Source organism: Psychrobacter sp. H29 (assembly GCF_059073055.1).
The window spans coordinates 3,012,602-3,030,983 of record NZ_JCACRY010000001.1 but is presented as its reverse complement, the minus strand read 5'-3'; the positions used below and the strand labels follow the sequence as shown (position 1 = coordinate 3,030,983).

Here is an 18,382-nt window from a genome sequence, read left to right as displayed (position 1 = left end):
TCAATTTATATAATGTAAATAATGATATCTTGATATGCGGCGTGATATCATTGATAATCAAACATATATTATTGAAAATAATACGGTAGTCACTACCCTATTATATAAGGAGCTCACTCTGGCTACTTCACATACAGCAGCGGATATGTCTGCTCATAGCGCTAATGATGATATGTCATCTGATAACGCAGATTTTGCCTCTATTGATCTTGCCAAACAAATGCAACAAGCATCGATGCAAGCAAGTCAGTTGTTAAAATCACTCTCACACCCTGATCGACTGTTACTACTTTGTCAGTTGACTCAAGGCGAGTACTGTGTCGGTGAGCTTGAAGGCTTAGTCGGTGTTGGACAGCCAAGCTTGTCGCAGCAACTGGGTATCTTGCGTAAAGACCAGCTGGTAGCGACACGGCGCGAGGGCAAGCAGATTTACTATAGCATTGCAAGTGATGATGCCTTGGCTGTATTAGAGCTGCTTTATCAAAGATTTTGTGCCAAAGCGGAATAATGCCGTACTCGCCTAGCTGTCTTATGATGATTTTTATTTTGGTGATGTACTGATATGTCTTCTATCACTGACCGTCTTATTCCTACTTGGCTGCGCCAATACCAGCTAACCGCATTGCCGACTGACCTTGTCGCAGGACTCGTGGTAGGCGTATTGGTGATACCGCAGAGCTTAGGCTATGCGGTACTTGCAGGGCTGCCACCTGTGTATGGTCTGTATGCAGCGATCGTACCTGTAATCGTCTATGCATGGCTTGGCTCTAGCAACGTACAGGCTGTCGGACCTGTCGCTATTACCGCTATTATGACGGCGAGCGGTCTGCTACCTTACGCTGAGCAAGGCTCAGAGCAGTACGCACTGATGGCAAGTCTACTGGCATTGATGGTAGGCGCACTACTATGGATTGCTGGACGACTGAAGCTTGGCTGGATCATGCAGTTTATTAGTCGCGGCGTTTCGGCAGGGTTTGTAAGCGGAGCTGCAGTACTGATCTTTGTCAGCCAACTCAAGTACCTGATGGCAATTCCCATCACTGGTAACAGCTTGGTTGGTTATTTATCTACCATGCAGCGCTATGCCAGTCAGTTACATCCTTTGACTTTGGTTATTGGTGTTGTTGCTTTTGCGCTATTGGTTGCTAATCGCTACGCCAGTGAGTGGGTATGGCGAACGTGGCTATCGGCATCATATGCCAAATGGGCAGAGCGTCTATTTCCACTCGTCTTACTTGGCTTTGCCATCGTTCTGAGCATCGTAATGCATTGGAGCTCACTGGGTGTTGCCACTATTGGTCGTATTCCGCAAGGATTACCGAGCTTTACGCTGCCCCATGTGACAGACTTACAAGAAGCGCTCAAGCTCTTGCCAACAGCAGGCTTGATGGCGCTGATCGTATTTGTATCTAGTAGCTCAGTGGCCAGTACCTATGCACGCTTACGGGGAGAGCGGTTTGACGCCAATCGTGAGCTGACTGGCCTTGGTCTGGCCAATCTATCTGGCGGACTGTTTCAAAGCTTTGCTATTGCAGGCGGTTTCTCACGTACGGCTATCAACGCAGACTCGGGAGCCAAAACGCCGCTTGCCAGCCTAGTGACGGTACTGGTGATGATTGCGGCCCTGATAGCCTTTAGCAATGCGCTTGCCCCTCTGCCCTACGCGCTACTGGGTGCCACTATTATGGCATCCATCATTGGTCTGATAGATATTACGACTCTGAAGTCTGCTTGGCAGCGTGATCGCTTAGATGGCGCCAGTTTTTTGGCAGCGTTCATTGGTGTACTGATATTTGGACTCAATACAGGTCTGGTCATTGGGCTGATGGTGTCGTTTGCGAGCCTTATATGGCAATCAAGTAAGCCGCATGTGGCTATCGTTGGACAGTTGGGTGGTAGCGGACACTTTCGTAATATCAATCGTCATGATGTGGTGACTTTTGATAATTTACTGATGCTACGTATCGACGAGAGTCTATTCTTTGGTAATAGTGAGTCCGTACATCGTCGTATTCTAAATGCTATGCAGCAGTATCCAGCAGCACACGAGGTGGTGTTGATTATGGCGGCGGTCAACCATATCGACCTGACCGCGCAAGAAATGCTCAGTACCCTAAACCAAGAGCTTGCACTACAAGATAAGCGCTTACATTTTAGCTTTATCAAAGGGCCTGTCATGGATGTTATCGGTCAAACGCCACTGATTAGTGAGTTATCAGGGCAGGTCTATCTGAGTACCTTAGATGCCGTCGATGCTTTGAAAAACATTTGACGATGACATGATGTGCATCTTCTTTAGAATGTGTGTGTCTTTTAGAGCATAACTGGCCATAGCATCCATCGCACAATATCGCTACGATAGAGCCTGTGTTATGCTATACCGACTATACAGAGCTCACAGTACACAGTTAACCATACACAGACAGCTACTGGCTCACAGCTTTAGTCTCAACGAGACTGACTTGTCTTTTGATTGTCATGAACCATCCTTTAATACTATAACTATCCACAACAATAATTGACGCGACTTATGACCGACGACTTAACGATTTACAAGCAGATATATCCAAGCCAATGTATCAAAATTGCCGAGCTTGGCTACCGCTCAGTGCTCAATATACGTCCAGATGCTGAGATTGAGACACAACCTGATAGCTGTGATTTGGCAACTGCGACCAAGGAAGCAAACCTAACTTATCATCATCTCCCCTTTGATGATGAGCGCCTAAGTATGCTGACCGTAGAACAGTTTGCTGACTTTTATCACGCAATGCCAAAACCTATATTGATGTTTTGCGGTACTGGGGCGCGTGCCAAACTACTGTACCAAAGCGCATTGATGCAGGGTTTGATATAACCCTGCATATCGCCCAGCCGTATCATTAATCTATTTATAGTATCAACCAAACCCATAAAAAAGGAGCTCCTATGAGCCATGAAGTTAGCTTTGCCGGACAGATCACCCCTGATCAAGTGCCTATGATTGCCGAGAACGGTTTTAAAACCATTATCAATAATCGTCCAGATGGTGAAGAGCCGGGTCAGCCTACCAGTGCAGAGATTGAAGCCGCGGCTAAAGAAGCGGGGCTCGCGTATAAAGAAGTATCATTCGCTGGTAGCGAGCTCAATCAAAACCATGTCGAAGAATTCGCTGATTTCTTTAACCAAGCTGAGCAGCCAATGCTCATCTTTTGCCGTACGGGCAATCGCTCAACGGGTATCTATGAAGCCGCGAAACGTATGGATTTGTTAGATGACTAGAGCCATAAGAATCTTAGGTGATTGAAATATTTAGCCCACAAAACCTTGTGGGCTTTTTATTATGCTTAAAAACGCATTACACGCAGACAGCGTAAGAGACCCTTGATACTATTTAAGAACCATCATAGTCACAACAAGTGGGTTACTAAGTAAGTCTAATAGAGCTATTATCATTCAAAGCACTTAATCTCTTTGAGTGATTAAGACAACTAAGTATGTCATTAGCATTAGAATCAGCTTTTTTATATTTAAATATCTATGTCACTCAATATCTGGACAATCAGTTGTTTAAAAACATGGAATGTGAGTAGCTGCATAGGGGGACCGTGCCCTCCCGCTACTATTGATTCTCAACGAGCCATCTTTATATGGCACTTTAGTTTTACAAGGAATGTTTAATGAATAATACTGCGCTAGCATTACTCCCACTAGCACTTGCCTATATTATGTTTACTCTAGGAGCAGGGTTAAAACTTAGTGATTTTAAAGTCATTGCTAAATATCCAAAAGCGTTCTTTGTCGGCTTGATCAATCAAGTTGTGCTGGTACCTTTGGTTGCATTAGCAGTCGTATTAGTGATGACGCCGCCGCCCGCCATTGCTTTTGGGATTATGCTTATTAGTTTTTGTCCAGGCGGCGTCACCAGCAATATGCTGACCTATTATGCCAAAGGCAATGTCGCACTCTCTATCGCATTGACAGGAGTGGTCAGCATATTGTCTGTGATTACGCTCCCTATTTTAATCACGTTGGCTTTCGATCATTTTATGCAAGACCAAGCGAACTCTATTAGCGCCATCAAGATTGGTCTAGTCATGTTCTTATTAACCACATTACCAGTGACGCTTGGTATGCTCGCTCGCTACAAATTTACTGATTTTATGGTACGTCGCAGCAGCCTTCTTAATGGTCTAGCTAGTGTGTTTTTTGTATTGATTGTCTTTGCTGCTATTGCCTCTAACTGGCAATTACTACAGTCACAGTTCACCCAAATTGGGTTAGAGCTGGTCTTTATGATTGCTATTTTATTTGCTATTAGTATCCTAATCTCTAGAATCCTAAAGCTCAGCTGGTTTGATACAAAAACCATCTCGATAGAGACCAGTATTCAGAACAGTACAACCGCGATTACTTTAGCGCCTATTATTATGGGTGTAAGTACTCTGCCAGTAATTGCACTGCCCGCTGCCTTATATGGTGTTCTGATGTATGTGGTTGCGCTTCCTATCATTGCTTTAATCAAAAATAAAAACTGATGATAACGTACATAGAAAACACAGAGCGCTCACCTTAGTATTGGATGGGCGTTTTTTATCATCGTATAACTTAAATAATCTAAGTAATGATATGAATATTACTCAGATTATAGACTGGTCAACCCTTGATATTGAGCACATAATGACACTCTCTACTATGACCTGATAGGACGATATGATGCAAAAACCAATACTAATCATCGGCAATAAAAACTACTCGTCTTGGTCACTACGGGCCTGGCTACTCTTAAAAGCATTTGATATCGATTTTGAAGAGCAGCTAATCGAGCTATTTGATTCATCAGCACGTCCAGTATTGGAGGCGCACTCACCAACGGGAAAAGTTCCTATATTGGTCTATGGTGAGGGGGACAAACAAGTAACTGTCTGGGATACGCTGGCCATTGCGATACAGGTTGATGAGTATTTTACGGATATTAATATTTGGACGGGTGTCAATAAATCTAGCGCTAACACATACGATACTCAAAATAGAATAAACAGTGCTTATTGCCAGAGCATCATTGCTGAGATGCATTCAGGGTTGTCAGGTATACGTAATGAGATGCCGATGAATATCAGAGCAATCGCTAAGATACAACCGAGTGCTGCTTGCCTAGCCGATATTGCTCGTATTGAGGGTATTTTTGCAGATTGTTTACAAGGACGTTCAGAGGACAGCTATTTGTTCGGACACTTTACAGCAGCTGATGTGTTTTTTGCCCCGGTAGTGCTGCGATTACAGACCTATGCCGACGCGTCCAATATTATCTTGCAGCCGCTTACTAAGCAGTACTGTCACACGATGATGAATCACCCAAATATAGAGACTTGGGTTCAGGCAGCCTTACAAGAGACGCGAATCATTGAAGAAGATGAAGCGGGTGAGATTGTCTCGTTATCAGGTATTTTGGCAAATAGCGAGCATATGAGCGAATAACCGTCATTTCGGGCACAATCATTTTGGGAATAGAAAGTATCTTGCACAAAAAAACCACTTCAGCTAGGCTAAAGTGGTTTTTACTTTCATAAGACATTAAGCGCATACGTACTACTGTTTTTGATCTAACGCTTCTTTTACCGCTTTTTTACCCCATGCACTCATATCGAGATCTAACTTTTCGTACTCTTGTGCATCGAATAATGGCTCTTTGACCCCTGATTTCAATTGACTTGCAAAATCATCAAGTAAACGTTTAGCTCGCGGAAATAGCATAATCAAGGCCAATAAGTTGGCCAGTGCTAGTACACCCATTAACGGATCAGCGAAGAAGAATACCGCGGTTGCCGTAGGGGCTACTGCGCCCAAGAACAATATCGCAATCACGACAATTCGTAAAACCAAAGTCGCTTTTTTAATGTTCTTTTTAACCAAAAAGTTAATCGCGTTTTCGCCCATATAGTAGTTATACATAATAGAACTAAGTGCAAATAGCAGTAGCGATATGGTCAGAATATACTGTGCCCAATCCCCAAGCTGAGTCGTTAGCGCCTGCTGAGCAAGTACGATACCATCGACCTCGGCTCCTGGTTGATAGACCCCGCTTAACAAAATCATAAATGCTGTGGCACTACACACAACTAACGTATCAATAAATACAGATAGTGATTGTGAGATACCTTGACTCACAGGGTGCGTGGCGTAAGCGGTAGCTGCAATATTAGGAGCAGAACCCAAACCGGCTTCGTTAGAGAACAATCCGCGCTTCATACCCTGCTCAATTGCGACACCGATACCACCACCTACGACAGATTCAATACCAAACGCATTTTTGACAATCATTACCATCAATGCAGGTATCTCTGTGAAGTTGAGTGCGATAATAATAAGCGCCATCCCAAGATAGATCAGTGCCATTACCGGGATGACAACGTCGGCTACTTTGGCAATGCGCTGGATACCGCCAAAGACGATGAACCCACCTGCAATGACTAATACTACCCCTGACATCCAGCGTTCGATCCCAAAGCTCTCAAGCGCAGAACCTGCCACCGTGTTGCCTTGGAACGCCACAAAGCCGATAGAGAAAGACAGTAGTAGAGAAACAGCATAAATAACAGCAAGCCAGCGATAGTCTTTACCTAGACCATGTAGGATATAGGTTGCAGGACCACCGCGAAAGTTACCATCATTGTCTCTACGCTTGTAAAGCTGAGCCAAACTACACTCAACAATACTGGTCATCATTCCAATGAGTGCGACAACCCACATCCAGAAGACCGCACCGGGGCCACCTAACGAGATTGCAACCGCAACACCAGCAATGTTACCACCGCCCACACGTCCACCGATAGAAACGAGCAACGCCTGACGGGCAGAAATCCCATCTTCTCCTACTTCATCCGTTTTAAACACACGGAACATACGTTTAAAATATCTAAACTGGGCGAATCTGCCCACGATGGTGAATAATAAACCAAAAATAACCAACATAGGCACGAGTGCCCAGCCCCACGTTAAATCCCCGATTAGGGCAAAAAAATCTTCAATATATTCCATGCCTACTTTCCTTATAGTTCATGATGCTTTGAAAGGTTCTATTGAGCTCATTATTGCATCAACAACGCGAATTTGTAATGCGAATGACAAATTTGTAACGTAAATGTTGATATTTTCTAGGAATGACTACTTTATTAGCGCACTCAAACGTTTATTTTCTATTTATTAAACTCTACTTTGTAGAGAACGGTTTATACAACGCCATAAAAAAGCCACCTCAAACAAGGTGGCTTTTTATTTTTAATCTACAATTTAATGGTCTATTGCATGACCCGCTTACTGCATAACCCGCTTATTGCATGACTAAGTATTCAAACGCTGACAACGCAGCTTTACTACCTTCGCCCATCGCGATATTGATCTGCTTGAACGGTACGGTCGTGACGTCACCACAAGCAAAAATACCTTTACGATCTGTATGGCAGCGCTCGTCGATTTCAATCTCTCCAAAACGGTTTAGATCAACAAAACCTTTAATAAACCCAGTATTTGGTACTAGACCGATCTGTACAAATACCCCTGACAAGTCACGCTCATGAGTTTCACCTGTGCTACGGTCTTGGTACACGATAGAAGAAACTTTGCCATCAGTTGCTTTGATTTCTTGAGTCGCGGCACCTGTAATGAACTCAATATTGGCTTTTTCTTTGGCTTTATTAATCAATACTTGGTCAGCCTTTAGTTCATCAGCAAACTCCAGTACAGTCACGTGTTTGACGATACCTGCCAAATCTAGTGCTGCTTCAACGCCTGAGTTACCACCACCGATAACTGAGATATCCTTACCCTTGAAGAACGGGCCATCACAGTGAGCACAGAACGCCACGCCTTTACCGATGTTTTCTTCCTCACCTGGTACGCCAAGCTTGCGCCACTGGGCACCTGTTGCCAAGATAATACTACGCGTCTCAAAGGTCTCACCAGTGTTTAAATTGATACTATAGTTCTCTTCTTCGGTCTCGCCAATGTCTTTTACGCTGACATGCTCTTTTAGCGTGATATTGTACTCGGCCAAGTGCTTAACAAAATTACCAGACAGGTCGGTACCATTCGTCAAGGGTACAGAGATAAGGTTTTCGATATCTTGTGTGTCTTTAACCTGACCGCCGATACGGTCAGCAACCATCGTCACTTTCAGACCTTTACGAGCAGTATAAATAGCAGCCGCTACACCTGCAGGACCCGCACCGATGATAGTGACGTCTTGCTGCTCTAGTTGCTCAGCATCATCTTCTACCTCTGACAACAAGTCAGGGAACTGCTCTTGTAACTTACCGATTAGTTTTGCAGTATCTATTAGACCATTGGCAAATGGCTTGCCGTTCAAGAATACCGCTGGTACGCCTTGGATCTTGTTTGCGTCTACTTGTTCTTGGAACAGTGCACCATCGATCATCTCATTGCTGATGCCGTCATTCAATAGCGCAAACTGGTTCAATGCCTGAACGACTTCTGGACAGCTATGGCATGACAACGACACATAGGTCTGGAACTGTAATGGCTTGTTGAAGCGCTTAACCAGCTTTTGAATACCTTCATCCAGTTTTAGCGTGTGACCACCGGCTTGCAATATTGCAAGGATCAGTGAGGTAAACTCATGACCGCCTGGAATACCGCTGAATACAATACCAGTATCTTCTGACGCACCATCTACGTGACTGACTACCTTAAAGCTGATTGCGCTTGGTAAGCTATCATCAGTTGATTCAGCACTGAAATTGATTTTGTCAGTGGTACCAGCAATTTTAGTCAAAAAATCGATCAGTTCTGCACGCTTACTGTGTTCGCCACTACCCAATACAAAGGTAATTGGACGTGTCATATTTTCACTATAGCTCTTAACGGCATCTAATAAATTTTGGTCTATCATGTTTGTTCCTCATTATGGCTGAATATGTAACGGCAACGGTCATGTTGCACGTACAAATATAAGATTTTAGAATTAATAATTTTATGTAAAACGTTATATGTACTGGGTGCTTACCCTGGAATGTCCCTATTATCATGCGTTTGAGTAAATTCAGCAAGCTGAGAAACTCAAATATAAAGTTTTATAAAACCAATCATAAATAGTTTTATTGTATTAAATATAAATACACTGGTAGATAATAGTCATGGTGCCTGTCTGGTTTTTTCGTTACAATCGAGAATAGTTCTTAAGTTAAGCCGTTTTTTAAAACAATTCGCGACTATGTGTAGCAAGGTTGCGTTTAATGACAAGGATGAACACATGAGAAAAACAGACACGCTCCACGACAACAGAGAGATCATCGCCGAGCTCAAACTCAAAGACAGTCATTTTGCGAGTATTTTTGAGGAGCATACTCAGCTTGATCAAAAAATTAACTATCTCGAAAAAGACCTAGTGAAGCATGCTAGCCGCGAAGAAGAGATAGAACAAATGAAGCGCCATAAACTACACCTTAAAGATGAGATTTATAAGATTATCGATAAGAATAAAGAAGACTCTCCTATTTAGTAGTATGTTTACTGTCAATCTATACAGATTCTGTAGACTAGTAGAAATGTCATCAATAAATTAAGCTTTAACTCATATAAAAAAAGACCCCATCAACATACGTTAATGGGGTCTTTATATATAGCACTGATTCAAACTGACAGCGTAAGATTCAGTGCTATTGTTATCTAAGTAATGAAATAACTACTTAGATTTTACCAACTAGGTCAAGACTTGGCTTCAATGTATCGCCTCCTTGTTCCCAAGCTGCTGGGCATACTTCACCGTCGTTTTCACGAACGTACTGTGCTGCTTTTACTTTACGTAGCATATCTTTTGCACTACGGCCGATACCACCTGCATGGATTTCAGCAACTTGAATCAAACCATCAGGATCTACTAAGAACGTACCACGTTCAGCAAGACCAGCTTCTTCAATCATAACGTTAAAGCCACGAGTGATCTTACCAGTAGGATCGCCAATCATTGGGTATTGTACTTTGCCGATAGCATCTGAAGAATCATGCCATGCTTTGTGCGTGAAATGCGTGTCAGTTGATACTGAATATACTTCAACACCAAGACCTTTTAGCTCTTCGTAATGACCTGCCATGTCTTCAAGTTCAGTTGGGCAGACAAACGTAAAGTCAGCTGGGTAGAATAAGAAAATTGCCCAGTTACCTTTTACGTCTTCTGAAGTAACAGTTTTGAACTCACCGTTTACGTATGCATCTGCTGAAAATTCTGGGATTTCTTGATTGATGATAGACGCCATGGTTGGCTCCTCTATAATTAATTAGATTAAAAGTTATTTGTATGGTTTTTCGACTAACCCTTTATCTTTCTGGGCTACCCGACAAACTATACGCGAATTCTATGGTTAATCTAGTTAAAAGTTTTTAATGTGATGTTTTGTTTTATTAAACTTGTTAAACTATTATCTCTAGAGCTTATCATTGGTTCAAAATTGGTAATTTGCTGCCCCATAAAGGTTGACGACACATAATAAATTGCATGAAAAACCCACTAAAAGAGAGGTTTTATGATTACTTTACGACAACTTGAGTTTGCTTTGGCTGTAGCCAAACATCGCCACTTCAAACGTGCTGCTGAAGACTGCAATATTTCACAGTCTGCGCTGAGCTTAGGTATTGCAGAATTAGAGAAACAGCTGGATACTCAGATTTTTGAGCGTAATAATAAACAAGTGCTGATCACGCCTATCGGTCAAGATATCCTTACGCGCGCACAACGCGTGTTTTCTGAAGTGAGTGACTTGACCACGCGTGCGCAAAGTCACCAGACGCCACTTGCCTATCCTATGACGGTCGGTATCATCCCAACGATTGCGCCTTATTTGCTACCAAAGGTATTGCCTGCGCTACGTGCTCAATATCCAGAGTTTCGTATGACGATCGTTGAGCAACAGACCGAGCGCCTGCTTGAACAAGTCCGTTATGGTCATATTGATACCGCTATTATTGCACTACCTTATGCGGTCGATGGTCTGCACAGTTTTGAGTTCTGGAGTGAAGACTTCTTTGCTGTATTCCCAAAAGATGACATACATGCCAAACTCGAAACCATCAACGCTGATGAGCTGGCCACTGCCAACCTTATGCTACTTGGTGAAGGGCACTGTTTGACCGATCAGACACTATCGGTCTGTCATTTCGACCGCTCGCAAATGAAATCGAGCTTTTCGGATGCCAGCTTAAACACCCTAATTCAAATGGCGCTTGCCAATATGGGCACAACGCTAGTACCTGAAATGGCATTGGATCAGCTGCACCTGCAAAATCAAAACGCGGTTGCAGTACCATTGGCTGAAGACGGACCACACCGCCGTATTGCTTTTGTCACTCGCTTGAATTATGCGCGTGTCGATGATGTGAGCTTGCTTGGGGACGTCTTTAACAAAGCATTTAAAGATGCCGTGGCTAACGACGAAGACTAGTTGCACCACATTTAGCATAGCAATAGTGAACAGTGATAGATGGCTGACTTTTTATATAGGCATGATGATCTTGGTAAATGCTTTGCACAGCACTTATCATCCATCGGTAACAATATCTTGCCGCAGCAGATAGAGTTGCTGTGGCAAGATATCGCTGTACGCTATACTGAGCCACAGCGCGCTTATCATACGCTTGATCATATCGAGCAATTAATGATGCAGCTTGAAAATATCAAACCCTCTCTATCTGAGCCAAATACGATAGCGCTGGCACTGTATTATCATGACATCGTGTATGACCCAACACGTTCAGACAATGAGCAAAAAAGTGCTGAATACGCGGTAGAGGCGTTGAGCCCCTACTTGAGTTCAACGCGATGCCAAGATATCTACGCACTTATTATGATAACAGCCAGTCATCAAATAGATGAGTCGATAAACAGTGTTAAATACAACGACGCAGCCTATCTGTTAGACATGGATTTGAGTATTTTGGGTATATCTTGGCCCCTATACGAGCAGTATACACAAGCAGTACGTCAAGAGTATGCTCATGTGACAGACGTGGATTATCGTCATGGTCGCACTGCAATATTACAAGGATTACTAGCCCATCCAAGACTGTATTTGACTGACTACTATTACGAGCGACTAGAAGCACAAGCTCGGCACAACATCGAACGTGAGATTATTTTGCTCGCAGCTTTATAAACAGCTCGCTACCCTGCCGTGCAGGATATGAATTGTAGCTAGGCGCCATGGTCTCAATATCAAAATAGCTTTGAAAACGCTGCTGATATTCTTCCTTAGTACCACCAAATGGTGGCTCTTCTCGTCCAAAGTCTGTATCAAATAACAAACCCACCAGTTTGCCTTGAGGCTTTAGTAGTCTTGCCATCTGCTGCACGTACTCATCACGGCGCGCGGGATTAATCGCACAAAAAAACGTCTGCTCCAATATCCAATCAAATTGATATTGCTGCTCTGACAAACTAAAAAAGTCTGCGCAGATCAAATGCTCAGAGGGGAAATCAGGATAACGCGCTGCAAACGCTTCAATCGGTGCTGGCGCAAAATCAACCAGCGTGACATTGGTAAATCCTTGCTCATATAGATAGCCTACTTCATAGGCATTACCTGCACCTGCTACCAACACTGCTTGGTTTTTGGCGCTGTCAGGTAGCTGGTCAATATAAGCTTTGAGTGGTGGCGATACCTGTCCCATATCCCAGCCGATGCTGTTTTTTTCATAGCGCTGCTGCCAAAATTCTGCCTGATTGACATTTTCCATGTGACATCCCTGTATAGTTCTATTTAAACGACACGATTTGTACCGTTATGACTTATCATATCAGGCTTATGAAGGCGTGTCCTTATGTCAATCATGCCAATAAAGCTCAGTCCGAGTTATCTTTCTTTAATATAAAAAAAAGATGCGTAGGCAAAAACTGCTATGAAGGCACTGATTTAGATAGCTAAAATCACTAACTGTTGAACTCAATCCAATTGACCCGTCTTGCCTGCCAGCAAATTGTGCCACTGCTGATAATCCGGCATTGCCGCCTCAACGGTTTGCCAAAACGCGCGACTATGATTGGCATGATGTAAATGACAGAGCTCATGAACGATAACATACTCGGTGCATTCGATAGGATAAGCAGGAAGATAGACCGAGAGCCAGATGCGGCGAGCGCGAGTATTACAGCTACCCCAGCGCGTGTGCATTTTCTTTAATCGCACTTCATTGGCATAAGCGCCGACGATGGGCTGCCATTTCTCAAATAGCGAAGGCATGATATTGGAGAGCTGCTGTCGATAGTAAGCCATTGTTTCATCATGGCTCAACGTCAATGCTTGTACTTTGCCCCATAGATAGATGGGCTGATCAGCATCTGAGGAATCTACCGAAGCGCTGGGTTTGCGATGGTGTTGCGCCAGTACTTGCGGGTGATGAGCAATCGCCCAAGACACTCGTCTGGCTACAGCATACAGTGTTTGCGAGGCAGTGATACGCAGTGGTACAGAGACCATTAATAAATAAGGCTTTAAGCGAAAGTTGATATTTTTGACACGTTTTTTACTGATGCACAGCTCGATACCTGCCTGTGCGAGCTGCTGTCTCACAGTATCCAAACTGATATTTGAGCTGATGCGCTGTCTCCTTTTTATATGGTCATAGCAGCTATAAGCTGCATCGCTGACGTCACGGACGCAAAAGTTATGGATGTAAAAGCTATAAACATAACCGTGTGAATCATTGCTCCTGACTACTGGTGCGCTTATAACATTTACAAAATCTACAACGCTTGCAAATGGTTGTCAAAGGACATCATATGCAGTTTACTGTCCTTTATAATACGCTCACAGTGCTCAGCAATTTTTGCTTTTGACTTTGTTTCTGGCATAGGAGTGATTCTCAATGCCGTTAATTGTCCTTGACCGTCACTAACGATAAATCCTGAAGCCATAGGATCACTGGCTCTGTGAGTTGATATATTGGAGTCAGCTAGCACTGACGCCCCTGCACAGTCTGGTAAGCTTACATCATCAATTAATGCTCGAGTATGCAAGTCATAAATCGCTGCACAGCCACCAATTGGTGTGGTCACACAAAGTAAATTACGGTCGCTATCGACAGCTACGCTCGCAATATATTGATGAAAACGTTGCCATTGATTGTTTGGCATGGTCAATGGTGTGAAATGGCTATCACCGCGCTTGTGGGTCAATACCAATGGTACATTGATATGCTTTTCACCTTGGAACTGAATACCGATCATCACTGAGCCATCCTTGTGCATCGCTAAATGACGCACGCTCATCTGGTTATGTTCAGGAGTCACTTGCTCAATTAATGACCCGTCATGACGGTTTAGATAAGTTAGCGAGGGTCGCATGCTATCTAGATTTAACTCTTCACGCGAGGCTTGCTCGGTCTTGATACCACCATTTGCGATCACTAATGTATCACCATCTGGATGCATAATCAGCTCATGTGGGCCGATACCATGCGAGTCAAACTCTGCTATTTTTTTATAAGCATTATTAGCATCATAGATACCGATTTTACCTGCCAAGCTGACAGTGTCATTTTCAGTCACATAGAGCAAATTACCATCTAAACTATAGCAAGCATGACCATAAAAATGGCGGTTTACGTCAGCTTTGATCGCATGCTGGACCTGTCCACTTGCTGTACTCAGCACCCAGAATTTTTCGCTGGGGCGACGACCCATTACGATAACATGCTGACCTTGGTGGTCATTGCTATGCTGAGCTTGCTCTTCAGGTACATTGACGGATACAGGTTGAACGACGATATCATGAACACGTTCAGGCATAGTGGTCTGCCACACCATTTGTCTATCAGCATCGATACCCACCACACCAAAATCATGCTCGTTTTGGTTCAGTGATATGTGGTTTTTTGGCATGGATGCAACACCGCTGACCCAGCTAACTGGTCGTGCTAGCAACGTCGTCGTATGCATATCAGCAAAACTGGGAGTATCATACTGATCAGCATTATCTATAGTATGATGATAAGCCTGCCGCCATGTCGCCGCCCCTTGCTGACAAGCATAGCGCAAGCGCGTGAGCATTGGTGTTGTCTCATCAGCCGATTGCGATACCCGTAACTGCGTGCGGAGACCTGTCATATAATCTTGCAGGCTAGCATTGGGGTTCTGCTGTTTGCGGTAACGATGGTGTAGCCCAACAAGTGCTGTCGTGCCAATTATAGACAGCACCGACGTCGTCAGCAGCTCATGGCTTGCTGATCTTGCTCCTGACTTATATGCTTGATCGCGCGCTTTGGGCATTGACGCTATTGTGTTCCTATTAATAGTAGACATTGTCTAATCGCCATCAGTGCTATTGAATCCCACACGGATACCAAGTGCTGGGATTAACTCGCGTTTGATTAGGCGAGTGATGGTGGTCAGATGATCATAGAGCGCCTGCTGGTCATCTTTATCTGCCGCTGATATATCTTCTGGCATCTGTGCTAGTAGTGTCGTCGCTTCGGCAAGCGCAGTCGATAGGTTATCAGCAACTGTATTTTCATCATTACTACCAAGAATCGCTGTCAATACGGGGTCAGTCATGGCTTTATTAATCGCATCTAGTTTTGCATTGATAATAGCGCGGCTTTGACCCGCGGTAGCAGCTGGCAGGTGACCTTTTGCTTTGCCCGTCAGACCCAGTGGCTGATCGATCGCATTGGACTTCATCGTTTCGATTAACGACAGTAAAGAGTTAAACCATTGGTTTAAACCTTGGTCGCTCTCCCCTGTCTTATCTATTGCCAATAAGTTAGTCGCGTTCTGCTGCCAATTGTCCTCGATGGCTTTTAGACGTGTGCTCAGAGCACTACTGGCACTGATCACATAAGCACATTGACCAGCATCCAAACTCTCATTGGCAAAAAGCGCTTCTTCTAATCCTGGTACACCCTGCACAATCGCACTCTCACCGGCGAGCTGCTCTGGCGTTAGCTTTGGATTAGCAGCGATTAGGTCGGCGACACCGCTATGCACCAGACCGCGCTCGTCGGGATAGTAATTGATATATAAGTTACTCATACTGGCAGTAGCGGGACCAAAGTTGACCATTTCAGCACTTGACCATGCTTGTGCTAGTACCAGCCACTGCTCGCGCAATGCTTGCAACTCATCGCCGCTCACTGGTGATTGTTGACAATATTTCTGCGCCAATTCATTTAGCAGATCGCTTTGTTTTGCTGCATCGGCATACGCTGGAATCACGATATCCTCTGCCACATGCGTCAAGTATGTCTTTTGGGTCTCAGGACTGATATCTACAGCAACGATCTGCTCAGCGGCTTCAGTACTGCTTTCTGCTGAGTTATTAGTAGCGCTATTCTCTTGCACAACTTCTTGGCTGTCCGCTTCTGCCGCTTTGTTTTCGTCGGCAGGTTTAACACAGCTGATTAGCAGTCCAGCACTTAATGCAGATAGTGCCATTGCCAAAGCGTGGTTCATTTTCATAGGGTTCTCGGTAATTTTATAGGTAGTAATTTATATCGTTGTTGCATGATTATTCAAAACAGGTGGCGCACGATAGTACGCAGTAAAATCACGCTATAGTGACTTTAAGAATGCATTGAGCTCTGTACGACCTTGCTTGTCTAGTTTCAATACCTGTTGTTGCTGCTTTTTGGCTTCTCCGCCATGCCATAGTACGGCTTCCATCAGCGTGCGCGCGCGACCATCATGCAAGAACGTCGCTTGCGGATCAACCGTTTGAGCAAGCCCGACACCCCATAAGGGCGGTGTGCGCCACTCATAAGAGTTGGCTAAAAATTCAACTTGAGCATCTTTTGATGGTAGCTTACCGGCAACTGTACGATCAGCAAGCTCATCACCCATATCATGTAGTAGCAAATCTGTGTAAGGGTAAATCACTTGACCGTGCTGCTCAAGACGATCATCGTCGGTTTTTGGCAACTGATATCTTGGGGTATGACAGCTTTGACACCCCATGTCATAGAAATGCTTTTTGCCAGCCAGCACCAACTCATTATCCGCGTCACGGCGATGTGGCACTGCCAAATTACGGGTATAAAACTCTACGAATTTTGCCACGTCATCGTTCACTTCGACAGGAGGCTTGCCATTCCCTTGCTCATCAGCGCCAGTAGTCGCATTTAGGCAGGCAGTCTGCGTGGGCATGCAAGACTCATGTGGACGAATATTTGACGTCAAACCCATGTCTTCATTAAACGCACTTTGGTTCTGAGTCAGCAGCCTCGTTTGACCTGCTTTCCACCCAAAACGTCCAAGCGCACGCTTACCGGTTTGTGGATCCATAACCCAATTGAACTTACCACTGATATCACTATTGTTCTTGGCTTGTTTTTTAATATCATCGTCAGATATTTGTTCTAGCAATCCGAGTCCAATCATCGGCGGTGCCACTCGCGGCGATACCATCATCGCCTCATCAAGAGCACCGTATCCAGGGGTGGTCAAATTAAATGTGGGTGCGCGCAGCGTCTCAACATGTCCGTCAGCAAAAGTGACTGGTTTATCAGTCCACTGTACTGCTATTCTCGCTTCAGCAGGGACGCCCTGAATACCTCGATCTTGCAGTTGCCCACCATACATCGGGTGAACGACTTTTTCAATGAGCGAGTCCTGCAACTGCTTACGCTGCTCATCGGTCGTCGCTGGCATAGACAGACGTACCAGCAAGCTGTCCGCATTATCATCGGCATCCATCGGTGCATGACCACGTCCATCTTTGATGTGGCAAGACTGACAAGCCGCAACGTTAAACAGCGCACCCAGTCCATCACGGCTATCTGTACTAGCAGGAGCTACAACCCAAGGCTGACGAAAGAACGCATTACCAATAAAAAACATGCCTTTACGTGAAGCCGCCAAGTTTGATGACGGCTTTGAATAGCTCTCAGCACTCGTGATGCTGATCCCGGTGTCACCGCCCTGTTTAATCTCTTGTGGATCAAAGCTGACAAGCTGTTGCATGGGCATGCCAGCAAGTGCCTCAATATTTTGAGCACGTTCAGAGGTTATTGGTTGGGAACTCTCACTAGTAGCGGTCGCGCTTTGACTGTCCGAAGTATCACTTGGCGTACTATCGGTTGGTTGACAAGCACTTAGTGCAACCGTACTCATTATGATGAGCGGCAAACTGCGCATGAATATAGAAGACAAACGAAAAGATGGGATATCAATGGCTTTCATAAAAATTGTGTGCCTTGGTTTTAGAGTAGAACCACTGTAATCGATACCTATAATATGATAGGTATCCATATACGGATTCAGAAGACCGATGTATCTGGTCTATTTTAGTACTTACAAACTTGATATTTACAGGCTTAGTGATTACAAACTTAGTGACTACAAACTTAGTTCTTACAAAAATACGTTGCCGACTGTGATCGACAACGTACGTATAAAATCCAA

Annotated in this window: 17 protein-coding genes; 9 read left to right on the top strand and 8 right to left on the bottom strand. The window is 44.3% G+C overall.

What is annotated here, in order from left to right; all coding sequences use genetic code 11:
* Positions 1 to 145 precede the first annotated feature (145 nt).
* The 6 genes from AC5JP1_RS12410 (at position 146) to AC5JP1_RS12385 (ending at position 5,457) form a co-directional block, all read left to right on the top strand.
* Positions 146 to 508 carry an ArsR/SmtB family transcription factor gene (locus tag AC5JP1_RS12410; RefSeq protein WP_319050881.1) on the top strand — a complete coding sequence of 121 codons (363 nt, stop codon included), beginning with the start codon at positions 146 to 148 and terminating at the stop codon, positions 506 to 508.
* 54 nt (positions 509 to 562) lie between these two features.
* Positions 563 to 2,272, top strand: coding sequence for a SulP family inorganic anion transporter (locus AC5JP1_RS12405; RefSeq protein ID WP_493844323.1), 1,710 nt, complete (start codon positions 563 to 565; stop codon positions 2,270 to 2,272).
* A 258-nt stretch (positions 2,273 to 2,530) separates the two neighbouring features.
* Positions 2,531 to 2,857 (top strand): protein tyrosine phosphatase family protein, encoded by a 327-nt coding sequence (locus AC5JP1_RS12400; RefSeq protein ID WP_493844322.1) that lies wholly within the window; start codon positions 2,531 to 2,533, stop codon positions 2,855 to 2,857.
* A 71-nt stretch (positions 2,858 to 2,928) separates the two neighbouring features.
* A complete protein-coding gene (locus AC5JP1_RS12395) occupies positions 2,929 to 3,261 on the top strand; it encodes a protein tyrosine phosphatase family protein (protein WP_319050884.1) in 333 nt (110 codons plus the stop codon).
* A 398-nt stretch (positions 3,262 to 3,659) separates the two neighbouring features.
* The gene (locus tag AC5JP1_RS12390; RefSeq protein WP_493844321.1) at positions 3,660 to 4,517 is read left to right on the top strand and encodes a bile acid:sodium symporter family protein; all 858 of its coding nucleotides are present in this window, start codon (positions 3,660 to 3,662) and stop codon (positions 4,515 to 4,517) included.
* Positions 4,518 to 4,695: 178 nt separating this feature from the next.
* Positions 4,696 to 5,457, top strand: a complete 762-nt coding sequence (locus tag AC5JP1_RS12385) for a glutathione S-transferase family protein (protein ID WP_493844320.1) — start codon at positions 4,696 to 4,698, stop codon at positions 5,455 to 5,457.
* Positions 5,458 to 5,568: 111 nt separating this feature from the next.
* Here AC5JP1_RS12385 and AC5JP1_RS12380 read toward each other — a convergent pair whose 3' ends face one another.
* Together AC5JP1_RS12380 and ahpF are read right to left on the bottom strand one after the other, a co-directional pair.
* The gene (locus tag AC5JP1_RS12380; protein WP_493844319.1) at positions 5,569 to 7,017 is read right to left on the bottom strand and encodes an alanine/glycine:cation symporter family protein; all 1,449 of its coding nucleotides are present in this window, start codon (positions 7,015 to 7,017) and stop codon (positions 5,569 to 5,571) included.
* Between the two features lie 292 nt (positions 7,018 to 7,309).
* On the bottom strand, positions 7,310 to 8,887 hold the full coding sequence (ahpF, locus tag AC5JP1_RS12375) for an alkyl hydroperoxide reductase subunit F (RefSeq protein WP_493844318.1): 1,578 nt from the start codon (positions 8,885 to 8,887) through the stop codon (positions 7,310 to 7,312).
* A gap of 360 nt (positions 8,888 to 9,247) precedes the next feature.
* Here ahpF and AC5JP1_RS12370 point away from each other — a divergent pair, with 360 nt between their 5' ends.
* Positions 9,248 to 9,496: an HP1242/YdcH family protein gene (locus AC5JP1_RS12370; protein WP_319050889.1), complete on the top strand. Its 249-nt coding sequence runs from the start codon at positions 9,248 to 9,250 to the stop codon at positions 9,494 to 9,496.
* Positions 9,497 to 9,683: 187 nt separating this feature from the next.
* Here AC5JP1_RS12370 and ahpC read toward each other — a convergent pair whose 3' ends face one another.
* Positions 9,684 to 10,250, bottom strand: a complete 567-nt coding sequence (ahpC, locus tag AC5JP1_RS12365) for an alkyl hydroperoxide reductase subunit C (RefSeq protein WP_319050890.1) — start codon at positions 10,248 to 10,250, stop codon at positions 9,684 to 9,686.
* Between the two features lie 267 nt (positions 10,251 to 10,517).
* Between ahpC and AC5JP1_RS12360 the strand changes: the two genes are divergently transcribed.
* Positions 10,518 to 11,432, top strand: coding sequence for a hydrogen peroxide-inducible genes activator (locus AC5JP1_RS12360; protein ID WP_319050891.1), 915 nt, complete (start codon positions 10,518 to 10,520; stop codon positions 11,430 to 11,432).
* Positions 11,433 to 11,471: 39 nt separating this feature from the next.
* Positions 11,472 to 12,143 carry an HD domain-containing protein gene (locus tag AC5JP1_RS12355; RefSeq protein ID WP_493844317.1) on the top strand — a complete coding sequence of 224 codons (672 nt, stop codon included), beginning with the start codon at positions 11,472 to 11,474 and terminating at the stop codon, positions 12,141 to 12,143.
* On the opposite strand, the gene AC5JP1_RS12350 is transcribed toward AC5JP1_RS12355, so the two are convergent.
* From AC5JP1_RS12350 to AC5JP1_RS12330, 5 genes are all read right to left on the bottom strand, one after another.
* A complete protein-coding gene (locus tag AC5JP1_RS12350; protein ID WP_493844316.1) occupies positions 12,121 to 12,723 on the bottom strand; it encodes a methyltransferase domain-containing protein in 603 nt (200 codons plus the stop codon). The two genes, AC5JP1_RS12355 and AC5JP1_RS12350, sit on opposite strands and share 23 nt — an antisense overlap.
* 206 nt (positions 12,724 to 12,929) lie before the next feature.
* On the bottom strand, positions 12,930 to 13,556 hold the full coding sequence (locus tag AC5JP1_RS12345) for a M48 family metallopeptidase (protein WP_493844315.1): 627 nt from the start codon (positions 13,554 to 13,556) through the stop codon (positions 12,930 to 12,932).
* 173 nt (positions 13,557 to 13,729) lie between these two features.
* Positions 13,730 to 15,286, bottom strand: coding sequence for a DUF1513 domain-containing protein (locus AC5JP1_RS12340; protein WP_493844314.1), 1,557 nt, complete (start codon positions 15,284 to 15,286; stop codon positions 13,730 to 13,732).
* Between the two features lie 3 nt (positions 15,287 to 15,289).
* Positions 15,290 to 16,441 carry an imelysin family protein gene (locus AC5JP1_RS12335; protein ID WP_493844313.1) on the bottom strand — a complete coding sequence of 384 codons (1,152 nt, stop codon included), beginning with the start codon at positions 16,439 to 16,441 and terminating at the stop codon, positions 15,290 to 15,292.
* A gap of 93 nt (positions 16,442 to 16,534) precedes the next feature.
* Positions 16,535 to 18,160, bottom strand: a complete 1,626-nt coding sequence (locus tag AC5JP1_RS12330; protein ID WP_493844312.1) for a di-heme oxidoreductase family protein — start codon at positions 18,158 to 18,160, stop codon at positions 16,535 to 16,537.
* Positions 18,161 to 18,382: the final 222 nt, after the last annotated feature.

Coding starts and splice junctions, on each gene's coding strand:
- AC5JP1_RS12410 (WP_319050881.1), top strand. CDS start 146: ATGTCTGCTCATAGCGCTAATGATGATATGTCATCTGATAACGCAGAT.
- AC5JP1_RS12405 (WP_493844323.1), top strand. CDS start 563: ATGTCTTCTATCACTGACCGTCTTATTCCTACTTGGCTGCGCCAATAC.
- AC5JP1_RS12400 (WP_493844322.1), top strand. CDS start 2,531: ATGACCGACGACTTAACGATTTACAAGCAGATATATCCAAGCCAATGT.
- AC5JP1_RS12395 (WP_319050884.1), top strand. CDS start 2,929: ATGAGCCATGAAGTTAGCTTTGCCGGACAGATCACCCCTGATCAAGTG.
- AC5JP1_RS12390 (WP_493844321.1), top strand. CDS start 3,660: ATGAATAATACTGCGCTAGCATTACTCCCACTAGCACTTGCCTATATT.
- AC5JP1_RS12385 (WP_493844320.1), top strand. CDS start 4,696: ATGCAAAAACCAATACTAATCATCGGCAATAAAAACTACTCGTCTTGG.
- AC5JP1_RS12380 (WP_493844319.1), bottom strand. CDS start 7,017: ATGGAATATATTGAAGATTTTTTTGCCCTAATCGGGGATTTAACGTGG.
- ahpF (WP_493844318.1), bottom strand. CDS start 8,887: ATGATAGACCAAAATTTATTAGATGCCGTTAAGAGCTATAGTGAAAAT.
- AC5JP1_RS12370 (WP_319050889.1), top strand. CDS start 9,248: ATGAGAAAAACAGACACGCTCCACGACAACAGAGAGATCATCGCCGAG.
- ahpC (WP_319050890.1), bottom strand. CDS start 10,250: ATGGCGTCTATCATCAATCAAGAAATCCCAGAATTTTCAGCAGATGCA.
- AC5JP1_RS12360 (WP_319050891.1), top strand. CDS start 10,518: ATGATTACTTTACGACAACTTGAGTTTGCTTTGGCTGTAGCCAAACAT.
- AC5JP1_RS12355 (WP_493844317.1), top strand. CDS start 11,472: ATGGCTGACTTTTTATATAGGCATGATGATCTTGGTAAATGCTTTGCA.
- AC5JP1_RS12350 (WP_493844316.1), bottom strand. CDS start 12,723: ATGGAAAATGTCAATCAGGCAGAATTTTGGCAGCAGCGCTATGAAAAA.
- AC5JP1_RS12340 (WP_493844314.1), bottom strand. CDS start 15,286: ATGTCTACTATTAATAGGAACACAATAGCGTCAATGCCCAAAGCGCGC.
- AC5JP1_RS12335 (WP_493844313.1), bottom strand. CDS start 16,441: ATGAAAATGAACCACGCTTTGGCAATGGCACTATCTGCATTAAGTGCT.
- AC5JP1_RS12330 (WP_493844312.1), bottom strand. CDS start 18,160: ATGAAAGCCATTGATATCCCATCTTTTCGTTTGTCTTCTATATTCATG.